The organism is Chlorogloeopsis sp. ULAP01 (assembly GCF_030381805.1).
Taxonomy (GTDB): Bacteria; Cyanobacteriota; Cyanobacteriia; order Cyanobacteriales; family Nostocaceae; genus Chlorogloeopsis.
Window position 1 is genome coordinate 171,227 of sequence record NZ_JAUDRH010000013.1, and the last position, 16,572, is coordinate 187,798.

General features: G+C 42.1%; 10 protein-coding genes. 6 read left to right on the forward strand and 4 right to left on the reverse strand.

What is annotated here, in order from left to right:
• Positions 1-28: 28 nt before the first annotated feature.
• From QUB80_RS24325 to QUB80_RS24335, 3 genes are all read right to left on the reverse strand, one after another.
• Entirely contained in the window at positions 29-262 is a 234-nt protein-coding gene (locus tag QUB80_RS24325) for a hypothetical protein (RefSeq protein ID WP_289792053.1), read from the reverse strand.
• Positions 263-860: 598 nt separating this feature from the next.
• A complete protein-coding gene (locus QUB80_RS24330) occupies positions 861-1,241 on the reverse strand; it encodes a response regulator (RefSeq protein ID WP_289792054.1) in 381 nt (126 codons plus the stop codon).
• The gene (locus QUB80_RS24335) at positions 1,234-5,811 is read right to left on the reverse strand and encodes a response regulator (RefSeq protein WP_289792055.1); all 4,578 of its coding nucleotides are present in this window, start codon (positions 5,809-5,811) and stop codon (positions 1,234-1,236) included. Before QUB80_RS24335 ends, QUB80_RS24330 begins: the two co-directional genes overlap by 8 nt.
• A gap of 544 nt (positions 5,812-6,355) precedes the next feature.
• On the opposite strand from QUB80_RS24335, the gene QUB80_RS24340 reads away from it, so the two are divergent.
• From QUB80_RS24340 to QUB80_RS24365, 6 genes are all read left to right on the forward strand, one after another.
• Entirely contained in the window at positions 6,356-7,654 is a 1,299-nt protein-coding gene (locus tag QUB80_RS24340) for an HlyD family secretion protein (protein ID WP_289792056.1), read from the forward strand.
• Positions 7,655-7,814: 160 nt separating this feature from the next.
• On the forward strand, positions 7,815-9,767 hold the full coding sequence (locus tag QUB80_RS24345; protein WP_289792130.1) for an ATP-binding cassette domain-containing protein: 1,953 nt from the start codon (positions 7,815-7,817) through the stop codon (positions 9,765-9,767).
• On the forward strand, positions 9,736-12,063 hold the full coding sequence (locus tag QUB80_RS24350) for an ABC transporter permease (RefSeq protein ID WP_336622340.1): 2,328 nt from the start codon (positions 9,736-9,738) through the stop codon (positions 12,061-12,063). The genes QUB80_RS24345 and QUB80_RS24350 overlap by 32 nt, the downstream gene beginning before the upstream one ends.
• 627 nt (positions 12,064-12,690) lie before the next feature.
• Positions 12,691-13,173, forward strand: a complete 483-nt coding sequence (locus tag QUB80_RS24355; RefSeq protein ID WP_289792057.1) for an adenosine-specific kinase — start codon at positions 12,691-12,693, stop codon at positions 13,171-13,173.
• A gap of 52 nt (positions 13,174-13,225) precedes the next feature.
• Positions 13,226-14,170, forward strand: coding sequence for a YihY/virulence factor BrkB family protein (locus tag QUB80_RS24360; protein WP_289792058.1), 945 nt, complete (start codon positions 13,226-13,228; stop codon positions 14,168-14,170).
• Between the two features lie 120 nt (positions 14,171-14,290).
• Positions 14,291-14,887, forward strand: coding sequence for a DUF3611 family protein (locus QUB80_RS24365; protein ID WP_289792059.1), 597 nt, complete (start codon positions 14,291-14,293; stop codon positions 14,885-14,887).
• Between the two features lie 8 nt (positions 14,888-14,895).
• On the opposite strand, the gene QUB80_RS24370 is transcribed toward QUB80_RS24365, so the two are convergent.
• Positions 14,896-16,533 (reverse strand): alpha-amylase family protein, encoded by a 1,638-nt coding sequence (locus tag QUB80_RS24370; protein WP_289792060.1) that lies wholly within the window; start codon positions 16,531-16,533, stop codon positions 14,896-14,898.
• Between the last annotated feature and the right edge of the window lie 39 nt (positions 16,534-16,572).

Genomic DNA, 16,572 nt, shown 5'->3' on the forward strand with positions numbered 1-16,572 from the left:
TCTCCGTGTCAACCATAATGATAGGTGTTCAACCGGACTTAATATTACCTATCATCTGCCACTTGTTATTTCCTAAATACCTAAAAGTTTCATTACTAGCATTAACACCAAATACTCTACCGTCTGCTGTCACAGAAATAGATTTTATGCAGGCGCTAATTTGTTCATTTTCAGTTTCATTCACATTCACACTTAATATTTGAGATACACAACTAGATAAAATCTGTTTAGATTCTTGATTAATCTGATAGCACTCGTTCATAGAATTTCTTGTTATGAATAGCCAAGAGATTTAGATATTTCCTAATTAATAAACCTGTAGACAAAACTTGATGGATAAAAGCCTGAATAAAAACTGGAACTTTTACCCTTAATAGAATGATTGCAAGGAGTTTATTGAGTTATGGTAATAATCTCATTGTTATAATAAGAAGACAAGAGCAACTAAGATAGTTAAAGAACTAAATTAAAAAAAAGAAGACAGTTAAGAAACTTAAGACAGTTATAACTGGTTAGTCATTGGTCATTAGTTAGTGGTAGGGGCGGGTTTAAAAGAGAAATTGTCGGTTTGAACCGAAAAATAATCAATGATAGTATGTCCAGTTAATCACACTGAATAAAAATATTTGCTCGTAGTGAGGACTTTAGTTCTCAAGTCAGGACTGAAGTCTTTACTACAAACTGTTATTATGGATAATTTGGCGGACATCATCTCAAACCCGCACGGCAGTCGGACTCGACGCGCTTAACCCGCAAGGGCGCGCTGCCTCCCGTACAGTAGTTAGGGGTTGGTTGTCTATTACTCTGCTTACTCTTCCCTTCTTTGCTATACCGCTTGCAGTAAGAGTGGTGGCAGAATCTCAAAAACTCCATCCCAAAGCTGATGCCACTTGAGGTGCTAACTCTAAAGGATTGAAAGGTTTGGCGATCGCTGCTTTCATACCTAATTGGGCGTAGCGACGGCGATCGGAAGCTTGAATTTTAGCCGTCAACAGAATTACCGGAATCGATTTTGTTGCTGGATTATTTTGTAATTTCTCAAATGTCGCCAAACCATCCATATCTGGCATCATTACATCTAAGAGAATTGCATCGGGTTGAAAAATCTCGGCTTTAGTGATACCTTCTTTGCCAGAACTTGCTGTCAGCACTTCCCATCCTGCCACAGTCTCTAAGCAAATTTTGGCGACTTCTTGAATATATTCTTCGTTATCCACTACCAAAATTTTTTTATTAGTCATTATGACCATCCTGTGCGGAATTTTGAGTAATTTCGTGTAGTAGCATCATTACTCGTTGCTCAAATTCGTGGGGTGTTACTTGCCCTTTGTTGAGAAATTCCGTATGTCCTAACTTCAATCGCGTTCTCTCTGATTCCTCCAATTCTTTAGCCGAATAAACCATCAGGGGAATTTTACAAAGATGATTGTGCTGTTGCAACCATCCCACAACACTAAAACCATCGCCTTCAGGTAGAACTAAATCGAGGATAAGCAAATCGGGATTTACCTCTTGCGAGAGGTGGATTGCTTCCCGTCCAGTTTTGGCATGGAAGGTTTCAATATTATATTGCTCAAACAAAGTTTGTAGTACTTCTGCCAAGTTAGGATCGTCCTCAACCAACAGTACGCGGACTAGTTTGGAGGAATGTTGCAGTGCCTGTTGTAATGACTGAAATAGCAAGCTTTCTTCCAGTGGCTTACTCACCCAATTTACAAAATCCTGCTTTTTTTGGCTAGTATTAACAAGTCCGCAGACACTACAAATAATGATTGGAATATTTTGAGTATCTGCTCGTTCCTTTAAAATTGCCATTGTTTCCCAGCCATTCATACCGGGCATCAGTAAATCTAGCACGATCGCATCTGGATGTTGAGCAGATGCAGCAGCGATCGCTTCTTCTCCATTAGATACCGCAATTACCCGATAGTGCCGTTTCTCCAGTAGATTTTGCAATTGGGCGCGAACTTCTGCATCATCGTCACAGACAAGTACCAAAGGAGAATAGGGAAGATGCTTTGTATTTGCCTCAAATAAAGAGTAAGGCAACGTCGGGGTAGTGCCTTGTGAACTCCCCGAAGTCAAAGACAGGGGGATCGTAAAGTAAAAAGTACTACCCTTTCCTAACTCGCTATCCACCCAAATTTGTCCGCCATGTTGTTGGACAATACTCTTGCAGATAGCCAAACCCAAGCCAGTACCATCATGGTTGCGGGAATCGGAAGAATCAACTTGTTGGAAGCGCTCAAAAATACTTTCTAGTTTATCTGCCGGAATCCCGCGCCCGTTGTCGCGGACAGTAAATAAGATGTGGAGGGAGGGGGAGAGTGGGGGAGTGGGAGAGTAGGAAAAATCCTTGTCCCCACCTCCCCGTGTCCCCACCTCCCCGTGTCCTCTTTCCCTGTCCCCTGTCCCCTGTCCCCTATTCCCTGTCCCCTCCTCTGCGCTCAACCAAACGGTAGAACCAGTAGGCGAGAATTTAATTGCATTACTGAGAAGATTTGTCAGAGTTTGGACAATGCGATCGGGATCTGCCCAGATTTGTTGAGATAGACTTGAAACCGAGATGGTAACTCCTGCTTTATCTGCAAGGGGCTGCATTACGTTTACTGCTTCTGCAATCAAGTCAGCGACATTGCAGGTTTGTTTTTCCATTTTGACTTTGCCCGACTCGATGCGCTCAATATCAAGAATGTCGTTGATCAGTCTGACTAAACGTTCTGTACTGTCTACAGCAATTTGTAGCAAGCGTTTTCCCTGTTCGGACTCTGGCTTAATTAAACCACTGGCTAACATTCCCAAAGAGCCATGAATTGAAGTTAGGGGCGTGCGGAGTTCGTGACTGACAACAGAAACAAATTCATCTTTCATCCGTTCTACTTGCTTGCGATCGCTAATATCTTGCAGGTAAACGGTATATACTATTTCTTGCCCCAGCTTTAATTTAGAAATAGAAGCCTCTGCCGGAAACTCCGTGCCATCTTTGCGACGTCCGTAGATTTCGCGACGTTCTCCCATGCGACGAGCAACTTTTGCAGAACTGCCGAAGTCTGAAACATAGTGACGATGTGCTTTAATATACCGTAATGGAATGAGTAAATCTAATGTTTGCCCTAGCACTTCCCTCGCTTCGTAGCCAAAAATTTTTTCGGCTCCTTGGTTAAATAAAGTAATATTTTGATTGCTGTCAATAGAAATAATTGCATCATCTGCAATTGATACAATCCCCACAAACATTGCTTGGGAGTTTCGCAGTTCTGACTGAGCGTATTGGCGCTCGTTTAGTTCAGATTGGAGTTGCTCGTTAATTTGAGTTAACTCTGCTGTACGCTGTGCTACTCGCAGTTCTAAATCATCCTTAGCTTGACGTAAAATCTGCTCTGTATGCTGTCTCTCCAATGCTGCCGAAAGTATATTCGCAACGGATTGAACAAAATTAATATCACGCTCGGTAAAAGTCAGTTTTTTTGCAGAATATACTCCCAAAACTCCATAGGAACCATTTTGTTTAGGAATCGGTACACTTAAGCCACTAATTATTCTATGTTCTTGGAGCAGAAAAGAAGGCTGAAATCGTGTTTCTGTGCGTAAGTCTTCAATAATGACTGGTTGCTGTACCAATAAAGTATAACCAGAACCAGAAGCATCACAGTTAATCTTTGCTTTACCTACAAGTCCTTGACGCCAGCCAACTCCAGCACATAACAACATGGTATTTTCTTCCGGAAGCAGCTTCAAGAGTTTGCAATATTCAACTTTGAGGTTTTGTGCCACTAGTGTTACTGCTTCATCCATGAGGCTAGAAAGTTCTTTGCCCAATAGAGCTGATAGTCCTAATTGAGCTACTGTGGCTTGTTGACTAATGCGAATGTTGAGTTTTTCTTCTGTTAACTTGTCTTCATTTTCCAAAAAGCGATCACTTTGCTTCATCCCTCGTCGCAGTTTAATTCGTTCTAGACGATTGATGATCCGCGTTACCAATTCTGGGCCGATAATAGGTTTGCTCACAAAGTCATCTGCACCGACTGCAAACACCTGATTAACAATGTCGGCATCGCTGTGAACTGTCAAAAATAAAATCGGCAATTCGCTCCATTGCGGATCGTTACGTACTACTTGGCAAATCTCAATCCCGCTAAACTGGGGAAGTTCCACATCGAGAATGAGCAAATCAGGATTTACAGTTTGTAGAGTTTCCCAAAAACGGCGCGGATCTTCTAAAGTTGTGACTTTGATGCCCCAAGGATTTAGCAAAGTTTGTAACAGCGCACCGATTTTCGGATCGTCATCTACAGCCAATATATGAGCTTCGGCATGGGGAGCTTCTTGTAATACTTGCGTGACTGCTTCTAGCACCTGTGTAATAGGCATGGGCTTTTGCAAAAAAGTGTGTCCGCCCTTACGAGCGACTTGCAGGCGGTTAGTAAAATCACTTTGTTCTGTAAAAACTACTACTGGTACAGGAGGCTTACGCTGTTTTAATTCTGCCAACAGGCTAAAGCTGTCCTCAATATCTGACGAAACACTTGGATCTAGAAGTACTACACTTGGATGCTCTCGGTACAGCTTATTTTTTGCTGTTTCAATATTAGTAGCAATAGTAACTTCTAAGCCTTTGGTTGTGGATTCTACTTGGATTTGTTCGGCAAGTAGGCGATCGCGATCGACTACCAATAGCAAGGGATGTTCTTGCTCTGTACTGGGAAGGGCTGATACTGTCTTTTGTTCATTACAGGTTATTTCTTGACGTAATTGCTCTACCCAATGTACAAACTGGGTAGTATCGTCTTTTGTTAAAGTTTTATTTGCCTTGAGTAAATGCTCTATTTTGCGTGCCAATTTAGAGCCAACATCATAGCCAAAAGTGCCTAAAGAACCTGCTAATGTGTGTGCTTCTTGTTGTGCTTGTTTATGCAATTTTTGATGTAAAGATTTTTGGCGAGCAGCACTAGCTGCTTGCTCTAGTAACGTTACCTGTGCTTCAATTCTCGGTTGAAAGCGGTTCCAAATTCCAGCAATAGCTTGGAGAGTTTGCTGTTGAGTAGAAGTGGCTTGAGAAGAGGCGGAGAATCTATCAACAATATTCCCCACCTCCCCTTGTCCCCACCTCCCTTTGTTCTCTTCTCCCGTTTCCTCTTTTAGTGGCTTCAAACGATAACCAATACCATAAACTGTTTCAATTAAATCCCCTGATGCTCCTACAGCTTTTAATTTCTGCCGCAATCCTTTGATATGGGTGCGAACAGCTTCTTCTCCTGGAGTATCCTCATAAGTCCACAGATGTTCTAAAATCATCCCACAGCTAAACACCCGGCGACTGTTTCGTAAAAATAGTTCTAACAGTGCATATTCTTTAGGAGTTAACGACAATAATTTATCGGCATATGTTACTTCACAACTTGTCGGATCAAGCTGTAAATTACCCCATTCTAGAATTGGTTGTGATATTAAATTACCACGACGTAAAAGTGCTCGAATTCTAGCAACTAATTCCTCTTGATTAAATGGTTTAACAAGATAATCATCCGCACCTGCGTCTAACCCAATAGCCTTTTCGTGGCTGCTATCACAACCTGTTAACAACAAAATTGGCATTCGTAAACCGTGGGATCTGATTTGATGGCAAAGAGTGATTCCATCTATCCTCGGCAAGATGACATCTAATAGAATTACATCATAATCAAATGTCTGTATCAAATCCCATGCTGCCTGACCATCTAAGGCAATTTCTACAGCATAATTGTAATTAGTAAGGACAGCTGCAAGTGCATGAGCAACAAACTCATCATCCTCAACAATTAATATTTTCATTGGAAAAAGTTAATTTATCTTGACAAGAGTTAGGAATTGCGAGCCGAACAAATTAAAATTTAAATCTGAACAATGTTGATCTTACAAACAGATGCCAGATAGATGTAATTTTAGTTAATAAATATCTAAGCGAGGTTTACAAATTTTAAAGAGTAAAAGGGATTGGGGACTGGGGATTGGCTTTAAAAGTTTGATGTTTTACCTTCTGCCTTGAAAGAGGGATGTAAGGGTGTAAGGGTGTGGGGGAGCCACTGCGGTGGTGAGCCAGCGCGTTGGGCGGCTACCCTCCGGGAAGCCGCTAGCTAACGCAACGCCTGACGGCGAACGCGTCTAGTGCCGACTTGTAGCGACTGGCGAAAGGGTTTCCCGGCATAAAGCATGTGGCGTTGTAGGGGAAAATACCTTTTTCATGCCTGGCGGTAAAGCTTGTTTCATAGGGACTGCCTACTGCCTGGTTGGTGAGCGGAGTCGTTCGACGTAGTCGTTCCCGCAGGGTACCACTGCCCTCTGCCTTTGTTTGTAAGATCTACCCAAGGAAAAAGCTATGACAACCCAGTTTGTTCCTAAGTCCCAAAAAGGGGAGGAACCACAGCAGTTAGTAGAACCAAAACAGCACGAACCACCAATTGAGCCGCCTTCCGGACGTAAGCTCAAGCTGCCTTTGTTAATTTTGGGTGGAATTTTAATGGCAGCAGCGATCGCCACGCCAACTTGGTATTATTTATCTCGTCCGCAACCCTCTGGCTTGGAATTGAGCGGACGAATAGAAGGTTATGAAACTGACATTGGGGCAAAAATTTCTGGGCGCGTGAATTTTGTAGCTGTGCGTGAAGGCGATCGCGTCACTAGAGGACACGTAGTGGCAAAACTCGACGACGAGGAAATCCAAGCCCAACTCCAGGGTGCAAAAGCCAGAATCACAGCTGCCGAGCAACAAGTAGAACAAGCACGAATGCAAATCAGCGTGATTCAAGCCCAAATTCAGGAAGCACAATTCAACTGGCAACAAGCCCAAGACAACACTCAAGGTATCATCGCCGAAGCTAGATCTCAAGTTGCAGCAGCCGAAGCACAGTTGAGTCAAGCCCAAGCCGACTTACAGCAAGCAATTTCCAATGCCAGATTGGCGCAAATAAACCGCGATCGCGTCGCTCAACTACACCGCGATGGTGCTTTTAGCCAGCAACAATTTGACGAAGCTCAAACCAATTTAGAAACAGCCCAAGCTACCGTTAAAGCACGACAAGCAGCAGTTAGCGCCGCAAATAAAAAAGTCAAGGCATCTGAAGGTGCTTTGGTACAAGCACAAACGACAAAACTTAACCCGAATATTAGCAAAACCCGGATTGCAGCTTTACGCGAGCAGCAGAATATTGCTAAAGCTCAACTAGCAGTAGCCCAAGCCGAAGTCAAAAATGCCCAAGCCACCGAAAAACAAATTCTCGCTCAAATTGCTTACCTGAACGTGACAAGCCCTATAGATGGAGTTGTCACCGCCAGAACTGTAGAACCGGGAGCCGTTGTGGGTAGTGGCAAGACTCTGCTAACGATAATTGATCCGAATACAGTTTATATGCGCGGCTTTATTCCGGAAGGTGAAATTGGAAAAGTTAAAATAGGGCAACCAGCTAAAGTTTGGCTTGATTCGTTTCCCAAGCAGCCCTTGAATGCTCGCGTCAGTGCTGTTGATACCCAAGCTTCTTTTACACCAGAGAATATTTACTTTAAACAAGACAGGGTAAAACAAGTATTTGGTGTCAAACTGAGTATCGAGCAATCGGGTGGCTTTGCCAAGCCAGGGATGCCTGCTGATGCAGTAATTGAGATTGAAAAAAAGAATTAATTAACCACATAGACGTGCAAGCGGCTACTTACCCTACGGGAAGCCGGGCAAAGCCCGTCTACAGAAGCCACTACTCTACCTTGAAGCCGCACTACGTCCGTCTACGTGTCTACCCGCAGCTTAGGACACAAAGTACACAAAAAAGAGAAAGGAGGAGTTTATCAAAACTCATCAATATCCTGTTATTCAAGTTCAAGGATTATATAAACAATACGGTAAATTTACTGCTGTTTGTGGTATCGATTTTAAAGTTAACCGAGGAGAAGTATTTGGATTAATTGGCCCTGATGGAGCAGGTAAAACCACAACCTTTCACATTTTGGGTGGAGTAATGGAGGCAACAACAGGTAATGTGAAAGTACTTAATTACTCTCCCCAACAAGCACGTTTGGGAACGGGTTATTTAACACAGCAATTCTCTCTCTACTTGGATTTAAGTATCGATGAAAACCTGTATTACAGTGCTGGGTTGCGTCAAGTTTCAGAAAATCATTTTCGAGAGCGTCGCGCCAAATACTTGCGATTGATGAGCTTAGAAAAATTTAGTAGTCGTTTAGCAGGGCAGTTATCTGGTGGCATGAAACAAAAGTTAGCTCTTTGCTGTGCTTTAATTGCTGAACCGGAAGTATTGCTTTTGGATGAACCCACTACAGGCGTAGATCCGGTATCGCGTCGGGAATTTTGGGATATTTTGGCAGCTTTGTCTCAAGAGGGAGTAACAATTGTAGTTGCTACTCCTTATCTGGATGAAGCAGAACGCTGTCATCGTATTGCTTTGATGTATGAAGGGAAGATTCAGGAAATTGGAACGCTAGCTCAACTGCGTTCTAGTTTGGGCTTGCAGCGTTTAGAAGTGCGTGCTAGTGATTTAGGAATCACTGAACGTGTTTTATTAGATGCTGTAACCACTAATATAAGTAATATTGTCGATGTTCAAACTTTTGGCGATCGCTTGGATGTACTAGTCAAAAATCTTCACACTGACATCGCTTACATTCAATCCATCCTCAAGCAAAATCAAATTCAAGCTACCATCGAACCAGCACAACCAACCCTCGAAAACGTTTTTGTCACTCGCCTGCGCCAACAAGGCTCAGATCCAAAGTTTATTCCATTTCCCCGCAGTGAAGAGGAGGGGGGGAGAGGGAGACAAGGGGAGGTGAGGAGTTTTTCTCTCTTTGCGTCTTCCACCGCTATTGGTGCGCACAATATCTGGAAAACCTTCGGTAACTTCCATGCAGTCAAGCAGTTAAATTTACAAGTTGGCTATGGTGAAATTTACGGGCTTTTGGGTGCAAATGGTGCTGGCAAGACTACTACAATTAAAATGCTATGCGGGCTGCTTAGTCCTACTTCCGGAGAAGTTTCGTTAGCTGGTAAGGTAGGAAACCTAAGGAGTCCACAGGTACGGCAGCGCATCGGTTATATGAGCCAAAAGTTTACACTCTACGATGATCTCAGCCTCATTCAAAATTTAGAATTTTATTGTGGTGTCTACGGCATACCTCGTCGAGTTAGACGTAAAAAAATAGACTGGGTATTAGAAACCTGTGGATTAGTTGGGCAAGAAAATATGCTCACAGGTAGGTTGCCAGGGGGTTGGAAACAACGAGTTGCTTTTGGCGCTTCGGTAATGCATGAACCAGAGATTTTATTTTTAGATGAGCCGACATCCGGTGTCGATCCCTTAGCGCGACGTCAATTTTGGCGCTTAATTGAAGACTTTGCCCGTCACGGTACAGCAGTTTTGGTGACAACGCACTACTTAGAAGAAGCAGAACATTGCCATCGGATGGGGTTTATGGTGGCGGGTGAAATGGTTACTCAGGGTTCACCGACAGAGATTAAAGCCGAACAGCCAGGACAATTGATAGAAATCATAGTTGATCGCTTAGATATTGCTTACGACTTGCTGAAATTGCACTTTCAACCGTGGCAAGTATCGCTATTTGGCTCCAAGCTACACCTAGTCTTGGAGCATCTCGATCTAGAACTTGCCCAAGTGCGTTCATTACTCCAATCTGCGAATTTAGAAATTCAATCTCTGCGTCGCATTCCCTTCTCTCTCGAAGATGCCTTTATTGGCATTGTCAAACGCACTACACAGAGATGAACAAGTCAAAAGCGAAAAAGCCCTCTGCCTTCTGCCTTTATCTATGAAACGCATCCTCAGCCAGTGTATGAAAGAATTAGTGCAGTTTCGGCGCGATCGCCTGACTGTGGCACTGGCTTTTGCATTACCTCTTGCGATGTTGCTTCTATTTGGTTTTGCAATCAGATTAGAAGCAAAAAATATTCCTCTAGCTATTCAAGATTTTGATCGCACTCCCACAAGTCGTGCCTACATTGAGCGTTTATTTGCTACCAACCAATTTCATCCTACTAGCTTGCATGGCAACGCAGAGGAAGTAATAGCGAGTGGGCAAGCAAAAGCTGTGGTAATTATTCCACCAGATTTCAGTCGCAATATCAATGCAGGTAAACCCAGTTCTATCCAAGTCTTAGTTGATGGCACCGATGGTAACAATGCGCGAGTAATTCAAAACAGCATCCGTGCTACAACAAGATTTTTCTTGCAAACTAGCGGATTGCAACCGTTTACCAATCCAGTTGTTCCCCGGATTAGGCTCTGGTTTAATCCTGGCAGAAAAGAATCTCTATATATTGTGCCTGGAGCTTATGCTGTTATTCTCTGGATTTTTCCATCTTTGCTGATGGTGATCGCGATGGTGCGGGAAAAAGAACAGGGAACGATTCTGCAAGTCTACACTACCAGTATGAGCGCTACGGAATTATTACTTGGCAAAGGACTTGCCTACTTAATTATCGGTCTTGGTCAGGCTGTTTTTCTACTGCTGTTGGGTTCACTCATTTTTAGCTTAGGCTTTGCCGGAGATCCTACACCTCTACTCATCGGCACACCACTATTTTTAAGTGCTGCTGTTATGTTTGGCTTATTAATGGGTGTACGCACTAATACTCAAAGTGCAGCAGTTCAGGCAGTGGCAACTATTGGTTTTTTAACAGCCTTTTTGCTTTCTGGTTTTATTTATCCGGTTGAAAATATTCCTTTTCCGTTATCATTAATTTCCTATTTCGTTCCTGCTCGTTACTATATCGAATTGACACGAGATGCTCTTGTGCGAGGCACAGGTTGGGCAGGAGTTTGGTATGTACCGCTAGTATTGTTTTTATTTAGTGGATTGTTTTTTGTTATTGCTCGCCGCCAAATTTGGCGAATGCAACTACCACAAATAGCAAGAGCAACAACTACGAGTGTTGCAGATATAAAACTAATAGGGCGTCTTTTAGATAGCCGTTTTTGGTCTTTAGCAGTCAAAGAAATTAACCAAACTCTGGGAAATAAACAACTTATTTTTATGTTAATCTTCCCAGTCACGATACAGTTGCTCGTCTTTGGCTTTGCTCTCAGCCCCGATGTCAACAACCTAAAATTAGGAGTTGTCGATTATTCCAAAACATCAGCTAGTCGAGAACTGATTTCTGCTTTGACTGAGAATGGTATTTTTGTTGTCAAAAGTTATAGCAACACTCAGCAAGAACTTGGAAATCTCGTTAGAACGGGGCGCATCACTGCCGGAGTAGTTATTCCTCCAAAATTAAACTATGATTTACGTTCTAGACAAACTGCCGAAATCCAAATTTTAATTGATGCGGTTGATGCCAATGCTGCCGGGATTGCTAGTGGTTACGCTGCTCAAATTATCAATAATTACAGCCAGCAGCAAGTAAATCATACTCCACCATTAATTCAACCCAGGGTTCGTTTTCTCTACAATCCTGGTTTAATTAGTAGCTGGTTCTTTGTTCCAGGTGTATTGGGGTTAGTTTTAACCCTGATGAGTTCTTTGGTAGCTGCTGCTACAGTGGTACGTGAGAAAGAAACAGGCACGCTAGAACAGTTACTAATGACGCCTGCTGCCGATTGGGAAATTTTGCTAGCCAAAGTCGTACCTTTGTTCATCTTATTGATTGGTGATGTTTTGATCGCTTTGGGAATAGCACGTTTAGTATTTAACCTGCCCTTCCGTGGTAGTTTTTATTTATTCATGATTCTTTCGGGCGTATCTATCTTTGTCGGCATTAGCATCGGCATTTTGCTAGCAACGGTTTCACCCAACCAAATCCGCACTCAACTCACTGCTTTTTTCATCAATATGCCAGTCAATACTCTCTCTGGAACTGTGACACCCATTGAAAGTATGCCTGTATTCTTTCAATATTTGTCTTTGCTAAATCCACTACGACATTATGTCAGCATTTCACGGGGTTTACTCCTCAAGGGAGTTGACTTGGAGGTACTATGGCCCAATGCTCTTGCTTTATTAATCTTTGCAATCATACTTTTAGGGGTAAGTACCTACCTATTCCGCCGTCAACTAGTTTAGTGAAGTAAAAAGCCCACTCTTGCAAGCGGGCATACAAAAGGATTGACAAAATTTAGTCTGAGTCAAAAATTAATGTTGCACCCAGTATTTAAAAAATAAGGTATTTTTGTCTTATATTAAAAGGGTAAAACTTGATTTTAAGACTTAACTTTAGGCTTTTATTTAATTCTCGATTGTCTGCAATACAATCAGTAAAATTTAATAATTAGCAAATCTCCTGTGTTGTTGTGATGTTACATAATTGTAGTAACCGATAACTTCTACTTCTTGAAAAATAAGGAGTTATTCCCGTTAGTTCGCTCCAAATTAATCAGAGTTAGTTAAAAATACAAAAAACTATTTCTGTAGAGAATGCGATCGCCTATTTTTTATCAAAATTTATCTAGTAGAAATTATGCAATAAAATTTAAACAACATATGTCAAACATATAGGCTTTACTAGAAGGAAATAGATGGACATCATTAAAGATAAAATTTTGAAAATGATTTATAAAGTGATTTTCAACCGTAGGGTGCGTTAAAGCAGCGCGTAACACACCACCAGATTGCGGTGCTTATTTAAATTCTCAAACTTGCATAGCCATAACAAACTAGACTGCTTTCTACCTTCTATTTGGAGAAAATAATATGGACGTAAAATCAGTAGCAATGGAGATTCCAGAAGGAAGTAATATCATTATTGGTCAAACCCATTTTATTAAAACAGTAGAAGATTTATATGAAATTATGGTGGGTATCTCTCCCCAAGTCAAATTTGGAATAGCCTTTTGTGAAGCTTCTGGCCCTTGTCTAATTAGAGTTACAGGTAATGATAGAAATTTGGAAGAAGTAGCAATAAAAAATGCCAAATCTTTAGCTGCTGGTCATAGCTTTATCATTATCTTAAAAGAGGCATATCCCATCAATTTTTTGAACGCTATTAAACAGTGTCCAGAGGTTTGTAATATCTATTGTGCCACAGCAAACCCTGTGCAGATGATAGTCGCCCAAACAGAACAAGGTCGCGGTATTTTAGGTGTTGTGGATGGATTTTCACCCAAGGGTGTAGAAAGTGCTGATGATGTAAAAGCACGGCAGGAATTCTTACGTAAAATTGGTTACAAACTTTAAGCTGAAGTTCCTCCCGATTAAACTTGTAACTCTGAACCAGAAATCAGTTCTTATGATTCGATATATTCGAGCCAATATTCTACCCTCAAAACCGGCTCAACTCCTAATCAAAACAGGGCTGAAGTGGGATCAAGATAATTGCCCCGGTATGGCAGCTGCCCTATCGTATTATGCCCTCTTCTCACTGTTTCCGATGCTATTAATAATCCTAAGCGTTGTCGGTTCAGTAATTGAACCCAATTCTGAAGCATTTCAATACCTCAAACAAGTAGTAGATCGGTTTCTGCCTCCAGAAGTTCACGATCTGGTGAAAGGAACTGTGATTGCCCTCAACCAAAACAGTGTCGGAGCGGGAATTATTGGATTTGGATTGCTCTTATCCGCAGCCAGTACAGTTTTTGCCGTTCTCAGGAATTCAGTCAATAAAATTTGGCGATCGCATGGTACAACCTCTGAATCAGCAACAATTCATAGGATGATGCTTGCGTTTGTTCTGAACCAACTTCTGTCTTTTACGTTGGTATTTGGAACCGCCTTATTGTTGCTGACTTCATTAATCTCAAATATTGCCATCAAAGCTATCCTAAAGCTAGTCGCCACCTTCCGAGAAACCTTCTTCTTGATCCAGATTGACGAACTGCAATTATCTCAGGGGCTTCATGTTGGCTCAACTTTTTTTATTCTAGCTCTGACTGCTTGTATTTTATTCAAAATTTTGCCATCCGTTTATGTAGGTTGGCGTGATGTCTGGTTAGGTGCTTTACTTACCGCCTTACTGCTGGTGGTGTTGCAACAATTAGTTAGCAATAGCATTATTACAATCGGTAGCCATTTCCTATCCTATGGCGTGATCGGAAGCGTCATGATTCTGTTGTTGTGGATTTATCTGACATGCCAAATTTTCCTAGTTGGCTGTGTATTTTCCTACGTTTATGCCCATCTTTTCGGTAGCCGTCGCGGAATGGCGATGAATAAGGTAAATTCACATCTGTCTTGAAAGGCAGAAGAGAAGATTCACTTTCATTTCTTTTTTAAAAAATTGATTGCGACAGATATATTCACAAAAGCCGAACACAGAAGCAATTTTTAATCCAAAATCTAAAATTCAAAATTGTATATGTTTGACTTCCTTAAAACCGAAACAGTTAGCTCTACTCCCCAACAGATTGCTCGTTCTATGCGCTGGCTGGGCTGGGCTGGCTTCTGGTTGCAAGCTCTGCTGGGATTTATTCCGCTTTTAGTAGTAGTCACATCTGTGCTGTTTAATCCTAGACAACAGCAAGGTGGTGGATTTTCATTTGGTATATGGTTGGCGATCGCTTGTTTAGTTATTTTGATTTTTAGTATTTACTGGTGTTTTCGCTATACGCAACTAGCAAATAAGCTAACAATTCGGGAATTGCGCCCAGCCAAGTCTCAAATAAGCCGAGATCTGAAGTTGGGGCTGCTTGCCAATCTCAGTATTATGGCGATCGCAGTACTGATTGCTCTAGGGCGAGTTGGTGAATTGAGCTTCAAAATGTTGACGCTGCCTCAAGGTTCGACTGTGATTACTCCCAACCCAACTGCGACGATGGTAACCCAGGGAGCAATGATCCCACCGTCTACTATTATTTCCATTCAAGCAATGGTTAATGCGATCGCAGCCGGATTAGTTGGAGCCATTGTGGCAATTGTGCTGCTCTACCAACTTGGGCAAAATCGCAATGATTAATATTTTTGTTAGCCGAATGAGAGCATACTGTTAACTCGGAACCAACGATAGCCGTATGCTGATAAGGGTATGGAGTGAACATCACCATCGAGTGGTTCATACTGACAATTGCAAAATAAATCGATTAAATGTTGGTACTGCGGTGATTTGAGTGTAACGTTACAGACTTTATCTGCTAAGTTATGAACTGCTATTACCGCATTGCCATTCCACTCACAACAATGGGCAAAAACGCTAGGTTCATCTGTTTCTAGAATATGCCATTGACCCCGCCCTAATTCCGGACACTGCTTGCGAATGCGAATTACCCGTTCCATCCAATTAATTAAAGAATCTGGTTGACGCTGTTGGGTAGCAATGTTGACTTCCTCATAGCCGTATTCTCCCTGAGAGATTACAGGATGTGGTAAAGCAGAAACTGGGGCAGTAGAAAAGCCTCCATTCTCTTCATTTGACCATTGCATCGGTGTACGAACACTACTTCTACCCGGTAAAGACAAGTCATCACCCATACCAATTTCTTCACCGTAACGTACTAGGGGCGTACCAGGTAAACTAAATAACAGACTGTAAGTTAGTTCTATGCGACGGCGATCGCCTCCTAGCATGGGTGGTAGTCGGCGACGGATACCCCGTCCGTAAATCTGCATATTTTCTTGAGGCGCAAAAGCGGCAAATACTTCTTGTTGTTCGGTTTGGGTAAGTTCAGATAAAGAAAGCTCATCGTGATGGCGGACAAAATTTACCCATTGTGTGGTATGGGGAATATCTGGTAGAGACTTGAGTGCATCACATAAAGGTGTTGTTTCCTGACGGGCAAGAGCCAAAAACATATGCTGATTTAACCAAAAGTTAAACAGCATTTGCATCCGATCGCCATCCCCGAAATAGGTACAAAGTTTATCTGGTGTAACGTTTGCTTCTCCTAGCAGTACTGCATCACCGTGACGAGATGAAACAAACTCCCGCATCTCGGATAGAAAATTTTCTAAATCGGATGGTTCTGCACCTGGAATACCCATTCCTTCTATCAAGTAGGGAGCAGCATCCACGCGGAAACCGGATACGCCCAACTCCAACCAGAAACCCATAATTTTGCAAATTTCTTCTCGCACCGCCGGGTTAGCAATATTTAAATCTGGTTGTTCTTTATAAAAATGATGTAGGTAATAAGCTCCTGCCTGTTCATCGTACTCCCAAACACTTTCTTTTTCTCCAGAAAAAATAACCGTGTGTGAGTCTCCCTGAGGTGGTTCTTCTGTCCAAACATAATAGTTGCGATATTTAGAGTTTCGATCTGATCGTGCTGCCATAAACCAGGGATGGCGATCGGAAGTATGGTTCACTACTAAATCCGCAATCACGCGAATACCCCTTTCTCGCGCTTCATGCATGAACTCTACGAAATCTCCTAAAGTTCCTAATCGAGAATCAACATTGTAGTAGTCCATTACATCGTAACCATTATCACGATTAGGGGAAGGATAAAATGGCAATAACCACAAACAAGTAATTCCCAACCCAGCCAGATAATCAAGTCGGTTCGTCAGCCCCGGAAAATCACCTACGCCATCTCCATTGGAGTCTACAAATGTCTCCACATCTAGAGAGTAAATAATTGCGTTTTTGTACCATATGTGTTCCATCGTAGCTACTTTCCTGTCTTGATATAAATCATTAATAAC